This window comes from Pseudoalteromonas rubra (assembly GCF_000967655.1).
In the GTDB taxonomy this organism is placed as follows: domain Bacteria; phylum Pseudomonadota; class Gammaproteobacteria; order Enterobacterales; family Alteromonadaceae; genus Pseudoalteromonas; species Pseudoalteromonas rubra_A.
Map to the genome: position 1 here is coordinate 1 of NZ_JXYA01000046.1, position 13,783 is coordinate 13,783.

A 13,783-nucleotide genomic window follows, 5' to 3' on the forward strand; every position below is an offset into this window, starting at 1 on the left:
TCTCGCGCGGGGAATGCAGCCGCTTTACACTATGGAGCGGACGACGAAGACATGTCTCAATCCCCTCTCGCGCGGGGAATGCAGCTAAAAAGACCTTAATCATTGTTCACTCCTTTTCTGTCTCAATCCCCTCTCGCGCGGGGAATGCAGCTCAAACTGGTTTAGACCTTGAGCATGGCGGGTTTGTCTCAATCCCCTCTCGCGCGGGGAATGCAGCCAATGACACGGTTAGTTATCTTACCGATCATAAGTCTCAATCCCCTCTCGCGCGGGGAATGCAGCTAATTGCTCATTGACGACCTGCGCCATGTCAGAGTCTCAATCCCCTCTCGCGCGGGGAATGCAGCCTCGGACAGCATTTTGCCGTTTAGCTCAATGCGGTCTCAATCCCCTCTCGCGCGGGGAATGCAGCTTAGCCGTCACTGGTGACGGCTGCTTATTTGGGGTCTCAATCCCCTCTCGCGCGGGGAATGCAGCGGCCTGCTCTAAAGCACTTGTAATACGAGCCCATAAACAGGCTTTTGCGCTAACCTCGGTCAATTTTGACCTAGGCAGATCCATACTGCATATCAAAATTACACAATATGATAATAAACATAAGCATACAGGAGCGCTAACCTCCCGGGGTTTTCATGAGAACCACAGGTTAGCGCAAACGGAGTTGTCTGAAGGTAGATTCCGCATCAAGTGCGGAATGACGGAGAGTGGTTGGCAAGCACTGTGTAAAAAGCTAAATAGTCAAACGGGGAGTATTCAAACATCTCCAAAAGGAATTGGAGCGTTTCTTCTAACAGTCATAATCCCCTATCAAACGGGGAGCGTCCAAACTTGTGAACAACAGCAAGATTGGGAGCTAGTTGTTTCGTCTTTATCTCCAGTAGTCTCAAACAACTAAGGATCACCCGGCCCGACCTACTTGTGCAATTCTGGGTCTGGGCCGGGTGACAATCCAATTTCCAAATTGTTAAAGAGCGTTGCGTCTTGGCGCTTATTCAAATGCTAATCAGGCGATTAACCGATAGCGGCCGAGGCCGAAGGTGGTTTTGCCGCCTATGCCGATAAGCTCGCCCAGTTGCAGCCAGGGGATGGCGTCGGCTATTTCGCCGCAATAGCTGGACTGGCCTTTCATGCCGCCGAATGGGATCTGCGCCTGTTGCTTGTTTGAAAAACGCTGCCAGTTTTCAAAATACATAAAATCGCTGTGTTCATGCTGACCCAGCACCGGGAGTGATTGGTGTAACCCTTGCAGTAGGGTGTTGTCGTCACATAACCAGAAGCGGGTCAGTAAGGTCAGCCGTCGCTTTATTTGCTGGCATAAAATGGCAAGCGGTGGCGACTTGCGCAGCTGTTGTTGTGCCACTTTGAGCCTTAACGGGGTGACAAATTCCAGTGCCACTTCCTGAGAAAATCCGCTATTCATTGGCGTGAGCCAGCTGCCAAGGACGGATGGCTGAATGCCCGGTTTAAGGCCATCAGGGGTCTGGCTGGCCACACTCAGCAATTGCACCCGAGTGCGAGCTTTGCCCAGCCCGAGTCGACAGCCGGCCTGCAAGGCTTCAACTATTCGCTCTGCCAGCTGGCATGCCTCCGCAAACAAATACAGAGTAAAGTGGATAAGCTCGCCTTTACGCCAGTGACTGCGCTGATCATCTTCAACCACCACCGAGTAAGGTTTGGGCTGGCCTTCGGCATGTTCACCAAAGAGCACAAAAAAGGCATGCTCATCATGGCTTTTTAATGCCTGCCCCAGCCAGCCGTGCCACATGCTGCCTTTAAATACCGGCAATTCGCAATCAGCCCCCAGCCTAAACGACAGGCGCAGGGGTAAAATGGTAAAGTGCCCGGCCACGGCAGAAACCGCATCATTTCTCATACTCAACTCCATATGATTTTTCTAGCGCCTCCAGCAGGCCCTGACGCTCCCTGAGCTGGGCTTTTTTCCGTCTATTGAGGTTGAGATAGTCACATAATGCAGTATTTCTGGCCAATGCAAGTAATCTGGTCGCGATGGCTATATCGCGCTCTTTCTCAGTCAGCTCAATCACAAGTGCGTTAACCTCGTGAGTCAGATTACGTTTGCGATTCACACTGTCCTGATCGGTTTTACCATTCAGGTTCAACAGCTCACTTTCTAATTTCTCAAACCGTAATACATAGTCAGGTTTACTGCTTGATATAGGAGCAATGTCTTCTGTTAGAGCGCTCTTTTTGAAAATGTCTGCATCTATCGTGTTTTCAGGGGCCCCTTCCTCAATCAGGGCGCTTAGTCTTCCTGCTGAAACAATTTCAGTGAGCGGTTTACTGTGGCTAATCGACGGAGCAATACCATCCTTTCTTGGCAATACCTCTTTACCATTATGCCAATCGGGCAGAACCTGTTTCTGCCTGCCAGCCATAGAATCACTATAGGTCATCACATCCGGATCTTTACTTTTCTGGCACTGCATATAGGTAAGGTTCTTGTGCTCGTTATTTTCTACGTCGGCAAAACTTATCATATGCCGGATCTGCGGACTGTTCTGCCACCCTGTTGTTGCCGGGCACTGACTTTCCATTAGGTCTGTAAACGAAGACATCAATTCGCTGATTTGCTCCACTTGCAAAGGTGCTTCGTTGTTGCTTGTTGTCACTGTCATGGCAGCAAAAGACACACCTCCAGCCCCTAACGGTCGGCCATGTCCTAAACTGTGAAGATGCCGCTGCGTATCTTGTGTTTGGCCCATACGTAAAACCCAGATTAGCGCCCCTAACTCTTGTGGTTTAAGGTTATGAAACACAAGGCGGCCACTGAATTCAGCGTTAGGTTTTACCAATTCTAAGTTGCTTTGAACTTTCACTTTTTTCTCAACTGCACTGGGTAAATACTCATTAAAGCGAGGCTGAGCCGGATATCTTTTCCAACCGCTGAGCTTATCCCCATCCCGGTATTGGGCAAGTTCACGTTCAGAATCTGAAACTTTCACTTCTGCATTGGCGTCTTTGTTGGGCTGTTCAAGGTAAGCGCCCAAATAGCTTGCCAGAGGCTGGCCAAGCACCACAGAGCCCGTTGTTTGAAATTGAGCATTTTGGCTTGTCGCATCAGAAAAAAAGACTCTGCTTTTCAATGAAAAGCCTCTGTCTCTCAGTGTACCAAACACCAGTTCAGCCATATCAAAGCAATACTGTGAATCATTCAGGGGCTGCTGAGCTTTAAGTAGCTGCTTTATCGAACGGTCGTACGTCAGCCTGGGCATTTTCGCAAACCCCATGTTCAGTACTGTGTTGTTTTTACCTACCAGTGCAAAGACCGGTATGCCGTACTCAGGATGCGGGTTCTTTTGTAAGTAACTCACCAGATCGGCGTTATTATTCTTGAACAAATTGTTTACGATTGCAGAAGAGTTGGTAAAGCCCATACTTTCGGGCTCTATGTCATAGTACACATAACTGTAGTTGTACCGGGGTTTACGTCTTTGTTCGTCATCTACAGGGCGGTAACTGCTGAAAACAGGTATTCCCTCGAGCTTGCCTTTACCAAAGTTACACGCTCTTAAAACATCAACTAGCTCCCCTTTCTTTTCAGCAGGCAAAGCGAGTGGTTCAATATCAAACCGTATCTTAGGTTTGTCCAGAGGGTACAGCTTGAATTTGTCGCGTGCGGGTTGTTTGTGAGATTGATTGATGAAATGACCTCCTTCAACCTCCCGATTAAATTCATTGTGAAATAGTTTCGTGTGTTCACAAAAGCGGATCTCCCAACATTCGCTCACTGCATTGTACTTTATCCAGGCAGACCGAACTTCACCGCCAGATATTTTCTTGGCGTAGTTGCTGTCTGAGTTAGAAATGTTACGCTCTGCAAAATGCCGTTCATCCACCTGACCAAACTTTCCAAAGCTGGCGATTTCCAGCACGCTGCGCAGCATCCCTTTTATGCTGCTGCCGGGGATGATCGGGTTGCCCTGAGGATCTCTGGCCCATTTTACCCCGGTCGGGGCGTTGTCTTGTTTTACGTGTTCCTGACCAACGCACAGGGGCGTTTGGTTTACCAGCGTATAGTCAATGGTGCCGCTCAGGCCGTTCTCAAACGGCACGTCGTGGCTCACCAGATGTGCCCAGTCGGGCATATACACCCACTTTGACAGGGGCACAAAATGATAAGGGGCATGTACCTGGGCCATTAGCTGATCTCCTTCTGTAAAGCCTGGCTTGTGTGCCAGCCCATAAATTGCTGTGCCACCGGGCGCCAGGCCCATTGCTCTGTGGGCTCTGCGGTTTCACTCAGCAAGGGGGTGTTTTGTTTTTGGTACCACAGCCGGTAAATGGCATGCTGTTCGTCAAGGCCGTCGCGTAACAATACACGCTGATCGCGATACACCTGATCTGCGCCTGCGTCTGTCTCCCTGTGCATGCGCACCAGCCGATACTGCTGTGGTGCTACCAGCCGGGCGCTTAGCGACACTTGCTCGTTACACCACTGACCTTCGATCACATCCTGACGCGCGCTGTCCAGGGTGGTGCACAGCACCAGGGCATCGCGCCACATTGCCCAACCTGCGTTTGCTTCTATCGACTGCACAGACTCCTGTAGCTGCTGTGCATTAACCAGCTGAGACTCAACTATCAGGCGTGCCGCTGTCAGCTCAGGGAGCTGGCTGCCAAGGCGCTTTGCACTGCCCGGCTGGTTTCGTAAGCTGTTATATACTGTTACGCTCATAGCGCGACCTCCTTTAACATCTCTGAATCTTCCCGACTTTCTGCGCCAGGTTGTAGCAGGCTGGTGCCTCTTCCGCTGCCTGCCCCGAGTGGCAGTAAGCCCTGTTCAAGATCATTGAGGGTGGCTTTGAGGGCCTGTTTGGTGGTTGTGTCCAGCTGCTCAAATCTGGCCTCATTGGCCAGCCAGACTCGTATGATCAAAGTCGGCTGATACAGCAGCTCTTCGGTATACAGTGCGCCCTTGCGAACCCCGCCGGTAAAACGGTCCAGGCTGGTGTGGCTGCGCACCTGAATATCTTTCGCCTTGTACACCACTTCGCAGTCATCTACCATCAGGCAGCCGGCAAATGAGTTGTCATGGTCTTTCTCATCCAGGTGGCCAAACAACTCATCCACGCCGGCAACGCGTTTTTGCCAGTCTTCATGGCTGTCCTGTGCTCTGGCTTCGGCGTATAGCTTGTTCAGGCGGCAATAATGAAATGCCACCCGGTGCGCCAGTATGCCTTTAATGGCACTGCCGCACAGCACCACGTGCTGGCCTTTAAGGTGTGGCCCCGGTTCGTCCCATGTCACCCTTGGCTCGCTGTAACACAAAATATCCGGGCTACGGTCTGCGCTCCCCTCAGCTGGTGATTTAAGTCGACTCACCCCGGCTCCAAAGCGCCAGTAATCCAGCCCTTTGACCTTCATTTCGCACAGCGCTTTGGTGGCTGCGGGTAACTTGCCCTCTGGCAGCCAATCCTGAATTGCTGAAAACGGCTCTGTTTGTGCAGCGAGGTTGCTATCTGGCTGATAAAACGCACGCAGTGCCGTGCGCGGATCATGTTCGGATGTTTTTTGCAGCGGTACGTGCTTAACGTCCAGCCCCAGCAACGCCATTTGCCCCAAACCGTTGCGAGTCGAGCCACCCAGTGCAAATTGTCTTTGTTGCCAGACAGATAGCACCTGAGCGAAATAACGCTTTGCTTCGTCCTGCGCGAGGTGCGCCGAGTCAAACTCATACTTAACCGTCAGAACAAAGCGGACTCCGGCGGGCAGCAATAGCTGGTCAAACTTGGCGTTGTGTTTGGCTACACCCCGGTCGTTAATGGCAACTCGCTCGCGATGGTGAGGTCTGGCCTGCAACAGGCTGGCCAGATAATCATCCTGCTCCAGCTGCTGCTGGCTCTGACAGGCCTGCACTGGCTGATGCTGTTTATCCACCACCACACCATGACTGACAGTCAGTGACGAGCGCAGCTCTGAACTGCCAAAAATGGCATCGCACAGTGCTTTACCCTGCTCGCGCAAGACTAACGTACGCCATACCCCTGTAACACTGGTTGCGGGCAAATAAGGTAAGCCATTGGCATCGCGTGCCAGCTGCGTATCAAAATTATGCTCACGTCCGCCTGAGCTTATGGCCATAGGCGCGACATTACTGACCAGTAATCTGGCTAATAAGTAGTGCTTCATTGTGTGACCTCCTCGTTACTCTGCGCCTTTTGCTTGTCCAGCAATGCCTTCATATCCTTTAACCCACCGGGCGTAGCCAATTCGTAGCGGCAGATCTGCTCCAGCAGCTGACGAGCCAGTACCAGCTCTATGGCTGAGCCATCAGCATTACAAAACAACGACTTGCTGGCTTCAGCAAAATGAGTAAAACCATCCACACCCTGCCAGCGAATGCCCCAGCCGTAGTCATCGTTGCTGGCTTTGCAGATATGGTCGCTGTCTTTGTCGGCAACGCCGTCACGACCAAACGCCCGCTCAAACCAGTCATCTGAGGCATGATTAAGCAAGTCTGCAATACGCCGCCACTGATTCTGCGACGGGCCAGCCTGGTAACTGGGTAACACATGATTGTAGCTGCGTGCCTGACGATAGTAGGTCAGCAAGGTCGTGACCTGCTCACGAACCCACATGGCTCGCTCACGCAACTGTTGCTCTCGGGTACCTTGCGCACGCAACCAGTCGATTAATGGCGTTGACAAGTTTCTGATGGCTTCAGCACTAAGTGACTGCGCGCCGCAGGTCGGGATGTCATCACAGCAGAACACCGCTTCGCGACACGGATTACTCTGTGTTGCCCACGCTGGATTGACCATCACCCAGCCCTGACCAAATTGCTTGTCTGTCCCTATTCCGTTTTGGCTGATCTCATGCAATACCTGCCGGGGCACCGCGCTGGATAAACGAAAACTCAGCACACTGCCACGGGTGATCACCCGCTGCTCGCTGTCAAAGCCACCGCGCTTTTGATTGAAGCGGCTCAGGGTATGGGCACGAATAAAACTATGGCGCGTATCCAGGCTGGCACCTTTAAGCTGAGGATGAATATCTTCTCCGCAGGGCATCACATGGTACATCCCCTGCGCGTCTACAAAAGCGCAGTCACTTAAACACCAGAGCGTCAGCCTGTCTGGTTCATCGCTTACTTCTGGCAACGCATACTCAATGGTCTGTATGCGCACCCGGCCATATTCATTTGAGCGTGCCCGGCCAATTCGGAATTCACCGTTGAGGGCATTCGTCACGCGCTGTTGTAATTCAGTGTTTTGCGGATCCATGGCCACAAACCCCACAAACTGCTGCCCGGGGTCGATGTGCCCGTAAGTAAACAGCTGACCTGGGGCTACTTTTCCTGTCTGAGCGCTCAGCGCCGTCTTGGTGTTTTGTCCACGACTTACCCTGATCCGCTGTGCACCTGCAGTCACGTAGTCGGCACGCATTTGCACATACTGGGTATTCGCCTCGCGCACAAAACCAGTGTGAGCATGATTGGTGATGTGCTCTGCAAACTGCGATGTTTGTGGTGCCACAACCGGCGCATGCTTTTGATGATGCCAGGACAATGGCACAGGCAACGCCAGTCGGTTATCCTGGAGCGGATAACACGGACCAAAACGCCAGGCACCACTGTGAAATAACGCCCAGCTTTGTTCGTCACTCAGTTCGCGATACAGCCGTCCCGCCAGCGCACCCAGCAGCGCACTACCTGGAATAAAGTCCAGGCTCATCTGGTTATTCACGGTTGCGTTGCTTTCACTGACCACAATGGGGTCGAGTGTGGTCAGCACAAAATATTGAATGGTCATGCCGCCTCCTTATTCAGAGTCACTGTTACCTGACCAAACCCACGCTGGCGCTTACCACCGAGCTCAGTGATCAGCAATAACGCATCGTCAATACACTGCACCAGCTCAGCTTCAGTATGCAGTGTCTGTAATCGCGCCCAGTTGGGATGATCATGGTTAAAAGTGAGCTCACACACCAAATTAACGGGGACCACAACTTGCGTGGCTCTCAAGCTGGTGTTTCTGGCAACACCGCGCTCGTTGACTGCAGTACTCTGAAGCACCCGATAGAGGTATTTCTGATGAGACTTGTGAAAAGTCAAAAATTGTTGCTCCGCCCTACTAAGCTCGGCACTGCTGAGCTGGATCACGCCCTGACTACACTCGGCCTGCTTGCCTTCATGCCCGAACAGGTAAGTCGCGACGTCTTCGTTATGTTCACCAAACCAGTCATGCTGCGCAGCCGTCTCAAAAGCATGGCGCAGCAACCCTTTAATGCTTTTACCCGGAATATAGGGCAACCCTTGTGCTGATTTGGCCACCAGCGCATCGGCATAGCTGCCACCCTCTTCACCGCTGCCAATATGCCAGTCACTGTGTAGGGTAAAGGTCAGTTGATATGTCATCACGACACCTCCGGTTGTTGCTTTGCCAGAACGCTTTTCACGCTCAGGCGATTGAGCTTTTCGAGCACCATCAAGTCGCTAAGTGGCGTAACCCAGCCGTGTTCGCCCTGCCAGTGCCAGCTTTCCTGTGGCTCTTTGTCCCGCGCGCTGAGCTGCGCAAAAGCCTGCGCCAGTTTTTGCTGCTGTGCTTTGTCGCCATTGAGCGCAAAGTCGCGATAAATCACGCGCTGCACCTCAGCCAGGTCGCCCATGCCAAGATACGTTAATACCTCTCGCCACTTGCTCAGCGTCATAGGTGTGCACTCCTGTGCCAGTAAATCAAACAAAGCGTTCAGGGCTTTTAAGGTCGGATACGACCCATACTCACTTAACAGGTAAGCCCCCAGACTGGTATGCAGCACGTCCTCACCCACTGTGCAGCTCAAATGGCGGGCCCTGAAAGTATCTAACCCATCACTGACCGTATTGGAGACCTGAACAAAGGCCAGTGCCGCTGTGCCATTGGCCTGCTTGGTCAGTGCCTTGGCCTGTTTACACAACTGCTCGGTCATTTCATGGCTGTGCGTGAAAGGGTGTTTGACCTTTTGGATTAAGACCCCGGCACTGGCTGTGAGCTTGCCGCTAAATGTGCTCTCAGCGTTGGCCGCTTTGATCACCTCATAGGTTGGCTTAAGCGCAACCCGCGATGTTTGCTCAAAAGCCGCACAAAACTGCGCGGTGTATTCCAGCGCCAGATCAGCACGGCACAGTAAGGTAACGTCGTCACCCCCTAGCACCAGCGGGCGCATTGGCAACAGTAGCTCCGTCAGTTCGCTGTTTTCTGCTTGCTCTGACAAAACCCGCCTGGTGAGCCACAACGTGGCCTGCTGAGCCGCTTGTTGCGTGGCAATGGCCATGGCCTCAGAAAAATCCCGGAAAGCGCTGCAATACACGCCATCATCTGCGTCACTCAAAGCCTTGTCCAAATCCTGTAGTACCTGACCCATGCCATTGCCATCTATGTGCAGCAGTGCAATGTCCATGTGCAGCTCACGCTCAGACTCAGGGTCATCTGCTGTCGCGCGAGGGGTTAACGGGAACTCAGACTCCAGATCAAGAGGAAAAGCGATTTTCTCAACCAGTTTGGTATCCAGTAACTCCCCGGTTGGTTTAAAGCGCGCCTGCAACGCACCGTCTTTATCGCGCAGATCCCAGTGATTATAGGCCTGCTCGTTATACCAACTGGGCAAGTCCACCAGCTCTTCGTGACGCAGCTTTACTGCCAACGATCCGGTGCGCTGCGCCCGGGCACACAGGGTTGTTGCAACCGGTAAGCTTGCAGGCTGAAAATTACGCGCCTGTGCCAATAAGTAAAGCGCGGCCTGTTTAGCATGTGCAACGCTTTCCCCCTGCGCCAGTGCATCACAATATTCCAGCCCCGGATAAAGCTGAGCAAAAGTTAAGGTCCAACTGTCGCGCAAGGTTTGCAGCGTTTCCTCGTCGTCGCTGCTGGCATAAAACGCACCGCCTTTGCAGCGAAAAAAGCGCACCTGCGGGTCGGGGTCTGGGTGTTCAGGTAACAAGTCGTGACGCAGTTGCGTAGCTTGTAACACCTGATAAAGCACGCTGTGTTCAGAGGAATCAATTAAACGGTCGAGCCGCTCGCTGGCGGCGACCACATCGCGTAATTTACCGGTTCGAAACAGATAGTGCTGGATCGACCTGGCTTCAAATAAGTAGCAGTAAGTCATCTCGGCTCCTTGTGGATGGAAAACCCGCCGACTTCAGGGAGAAACCCACAAATTCGGCCATAGCAACAAGGTAACGGATTGCACACAAAACGGGAGGATGACAAATTTGTCGCTTTAGAGTTAAAACTCTAAAGAAAGAAAACCCTAAAAAAGCACACGCCGGGTGATTTCACTATCAAACAAAATAATACAGTAACTGGCCGCCCCTACATGTTGTACCGGGTTCCGGATAACCGGTCGCAGCCCGAGTATAGAGCCTGAGGGAAACCTTCGCCTGACCCCGGCATTAAACAGAGCGAATTGCGGGTGTTCTTAAGTCGGCCACGCGTAACCTCCTGTAATAGTTATAGCGTGCCTTTGCATCTAGAGTTTATCCAGATACCGATTGGCGCAGCCCCGCTATACTCACAGTGGGCAGCGTAAAATACTGCCCGGTCGGGACAGGTAAACGATGTATGCGGTATGCCCTATGTAGCTTATGAATAATACATGAGTGACTCATGCGTCATTGCAGTTACCTGACAAGGAAACATTGATAAGCGGAAACCGTTATGAGCGATAAGAAAAAACGTAATAAGCAACAACAAGGTCAACTAGTCAACCCTAAGTATCTGAAAAAGAACATAGATAATGCCCCAACGGCCAACGAGGTAAAGTGCTGGACGCAAGATGACTATCAGAGCATTGAACTGGCCACTCAGCGCCTGAAAGAAATGTTTGTTGAAATGGGGCAAAAAACCCGCATTGAACGCGGACAGAAACCCGCTGAGCGGGCGGTTTTTCGTAAGCAGCATGGTATTGCCTACGGCCAGTTTGAGGTTCACAACAAGCTGGATAAGTGTTTACAGGCCGGTGTGTTTGCAAAACCGGCCAGTTATGACTGTGTGGTGCGCTTTTCCAGCGATACCACACCGGATGGCCCGGATCTGCACTCTACTTTGGGCGTGGGGATCAAACTCTTTGGCGTGAAAGGTAAAAAGTTGCTGGGTGACAGCGACAATGTCGACTTTATCATGCAGAACATCGACCGCTTTTTTGTTCGCGATGCCGCACAAATGTGTGCCTTTACCACCGCCGGCGTTATCGACCGAGACTACCCGGCCTACCTGGCCAAACACCCAAAAACCGCCGACGTACTGGATGACATGACCAAATCCGAGGCCAGCTGCCTGAGCGCCCATTACTGGGCAATCCTGCCGTTCAAACTGGGTGAGCAGAATGTCGTTAAATATCGCATTCGTCCGCTCGATACCTACCGGGGCTCACCTGCACAAGGCAATGACTACCTGGCGGATGACTTACAAATTCGCCTGCGACAGGGGGAAGCCAAGTTTGTCTTTGAGATCCAACGGCGTCCGCCCAATGCCTCCGAGAAGGACTTCCCCATCGACAATGCCATGGTCGCCTGGTCAGAAAAAGAAGCCCCCTTCGAGCCGGTTGCCACGCTCACACTGCCACAACAAGATATTTGTGCCATTGGTCAGGCCGAGTTTGGTCGTAATCTGGCCTTCAATATCTGGCGCACTCTGGCCGAAAACGAACCTCTGGGCTCCATAGCTCAGGCACGAAAAGTCGTGTATCAGGCCAGTGCCAATACCCGTCATCAGGCCAACGGCCAGCAGATGAACGAACCCGATGCCATCGACCCAAAGTTTACGGGTAATAGCGACGAAAGCAGCGACTGTATTGTACGGGCCGGTATTTATCCACCGATTGGCGTAATGCGGGTGGGTAGCAGTCAGGAGTACTTTATTGGTCCACAGGTGCCGAATCCTAAGCCTCGGCTGGAAAAAGACGCCTACCGCGATGACGACGGTCTGCTTAAGCGCCAGGCGGCTGAGTTTCGTATTTACGGTTTTAACGCGGCAGGCAAGCCCGTTAAAGAGCTGACTATGGATAACGCCAAGATCAGCTGGCAGGTTCACCTGGCTAATCAGAAGTCGTCCTGGTACGAGTTTCAGCTGGCACTGGATGTACCGGAAGCGGCCGATGCCCCGCCCAGCCTGTTGCGCAACAACAATGTTGCCGATCGCAACCGCTTGTTGATCGACGGCGGCAGCCATAAACTGGACAAAGCCAAAGTGAAAAAAGGCCCGCAATTCCAGGGCGAATTTATGGGCGAAGAAGTCTATCTGGGTGAGCTTAAGTCCGACGAGCAGGGCCGCCTGATTGTGCTTGGCGGCAATGGCGTATCGCGCAACATCAATGGCGATATTGCCATCACGTTTGCTAATAACCAGGGCTGGCACGACGATATTTCCGATGGCCCGGTCACCGCCGAGGTGGAGTATGAAGGCGTAAAATTGCAGGTCGACCCGGCCTGGGTGGTGTGTGCCCCACCAGATTACGCGCCAATGCAAAAATCCGTGCGGACCATGTGGGATCTGATGCGCTCAGTCGCGGTCAATGCAGATATGCTGACTCGCCCGGCGCGACCGTCTTTTAAACACGATATTTTGCCTATTTTCGAGCGCATGACCGACTTACAATGGGTGAACGCCGGGTTTGCCGCCGGGTTTGGTTTTAAGGCCCCCTTTAACTACACCAGCGAAGAATGGAAAGCCAAACTGGGCAACCCGTCCCCGGCTTATAAAGAGCTGCGCCGTACCTTGTCGAACAACTTCCGTCGTTACGGTCAACCCGGTGCACAGGCTGCGCAACTGTGGCCCTGGCTGTATGGCGATGCTTTGTCTATTCCACCAACGGGGTCTGAGCGTCAGCACTCCACCCTGTCTGCGTTACAACTGTCGTTTCTGGATCAGTGGGTTGAAGGAGACTTTACCGCCGACTATGTAGACCCGGCAGTTTGCCCGCATGCCGCTGAGCCCGGCGACATAGATAAAGTGCCAGTGGCGGAGCAACCGGATATGCTAACCCGGGGCGCATTAGATTTTTGTCTGGCTGATGCCTTTCATCCGGGCTGTGAAATGACCTGGCCAATGCGTACGGCCGGTATGTATATGGCACCGTTTCGGATTAAGCATGCCGATAAAGGGATCAGTAAAGACACCACCTATTATGGCGCCCAGATCAACGGCGACACCATTACCCTGGCACAGGGGCCGATCCTCGGTGGTCAGGTGGCCGGTGGTATCACCCGCTGGATGGCGATCCCCTGGCAGACAGACACCGCCAGCTGCCGCGATGGCTATACGCCCGATTACGACCCTTACCTGCCCACTTTCTGGCCCGCGCGGGTGCCGAATAACATCCTCAATGTGGCGCGCTATGAAGAAGCCATTAACCCGGCGCTGGACCCGCAAACCCGCGTTGAGGCATTCAATTATCGCAGCGACTGGCTCGATGCGCTGCCCTTATATGGTCAGCCGGCCACTTATACCGCCCAGATCAACAGCATGATCGCCAATTTCGATAAACTGGCTGTGGTCCAGGGTCGACCGGGTGCAACCGACAGTGTAGAGCTGCCCGCAACCATGCAGGTTGGGATCACTGCGGAAGATCACCTGTCCAAAGAGGCGAGTAAGGCAGCTGCCAAAGCGCAAGCCGACAACAAGCTTCAGACTGTTGCGCAGCTGGCCGCAAATCTGGTGCCCAGCCCGGATGGTCAGGATGCAACAAGGCCCGTCATGGCGACTTCGCGCTCTCGGGTAGACCTCGGAGTGATCGAAAAAGTCAGTCGCTTTGCGGCAAACTTTCCCAAGGACTTAAAATAAGG

At 52.8% G+C, this 13,783-nt stretch carries 8 protein-coding genes and 1 CRISPR repeat array; of the genes, 1 reads left to right on the forward strand and 7 read right to left on the reverse strand.

Annotated elements, in window-relative coordinates; all coding sequences use genetic code 11:
* Positions 1-53 precede the first annotated feature (53 nt).
* A CRISPR array of direct repeats spans positions 54-477; the repeat unit is 32 nt; unit sequence GTCTCAATCCCCTCTCGCGCGGGGAATGCAGC.
* Positions 478-1,003: 526 nt separating this feature from the next.
* From cas6 to TW77_RS18290, 7 genes are read right to left on the reverse strand one after another with little or no spacing between them, the layout of a single operon-like run.
* On the reverse strand, positions 1,004-1,873 hold the full coding sequence (gene cas6, locus TW77_RS18260) for a CRISPR system precrRNA processing endoribonuclease RAMP protein Cas6 (protein WP_046006419.1): 870 nt from the start codon (positions 1,871-1,873) through the stop codon (positions 1,004-1,006).
* Positions 1,863-4,160 carry a TIGR03986 family type III CRISPR-associated RAMP protein gene (locus TW77_RS18265; protein WP_046006420.1) on the reverse strand — a complete coding sequence of 766 codons (2,298 nt, stop codon included), beginning with the start codon at positions 4,158-4,160 and terminating at the stop codon, positions 1,863-1,865. The genes cas6 and TW77_RS18265 overlap by 11 nt, the downstream gene beginning before the upstream one ends.
* A complete protein-coding gene (locus TW77_RS18270; RefSeq protein ID WP_046006421.1) occupies positions 4,160-4,696 on the reverse strand; it encodes a hypothetical protein in 537 nt (178 codons plus the stop codon). The genes TW77_RS18265 and TW77_RS18270 overlap by 1 nt, the downstream gene beginning before the upstream one ends.
* Positions 4,693-6,150, reverse strand: coding sequence for an RAMP superfamily CRISPR-associated protein (locus tag TW77_RS18275; protein WP_046006422.1), 1,458 nt, complete (start codon positions 6,148-6,150; stop codon positions 4,693-4,695). Before TW77_RS18275 ends, TW77_RS18270 begins: the two co-directional genes overlap by 4 nt.
* Positions 6,147-7,772 (reverse strand): hypothetical protein, encoded by a 1,626-nt coding sequence (locus TW77_RS18280; protein WP_046006423.1) that lies wholly within the window; start codon positions 7,770-7,772, stop codon positions 6,147-6,149. The genes TW77_RS18275 and TW77_RS18280 overlap by 4 nt, the downstream gene beginning before the upstream one ends.
* Positions 7,769-8,377, reverse strand: coding sequence for an RAMP superfamily CRISPR-associated protein (locus tag TW77_RS18285; protein WP_046006424.1), 609 nt, complete (start codon positions 8,375-8,377; stop codon positions 7,769-7,771). Before TW77_RS18285 ends, TW77_RS18280 begins: the two co-directional genes overlap by 4 nt.
* The gene (locus tag TW77_RS18290) at positions 8,377-10,107 is read right to left on the reverse strand and encodes a Cas10/Cmr2 second palm domain-containing protein (protein ID WP_046006425.1); all 1,731 of its coding nucleotides are present in this window, start codon (positions 10,105-10,107) and stop codon (positions 8,377-8,379) included. The genes TW77_RS18285 and TW77_RS18290 overlap by 1 nt, the downstream gene beginning before the upstream one ends.
* Before the next feature lie 551 nt (positions 10,108-10,658).
* Here TW77_RS18290 and TW77_RS18295 point away from each other — a divergent pair.
* Positions 10,659-13,781 carry a LodA/GoxA family CTQ-dependent oxidase gene (locus tag TW77_RS18295; protein WP_046006426.1) on the forward strand — a complete coding sequence of 1,041 codons (3,123 nt, stop codon included), beginning with the start codon at positions 10,659-10,661 and terminating at the stop codon, positions 13,779-13,781.
* The last annotated feature ends 2 nt before the right edge of the window (positions 13,782-13,783 follow it).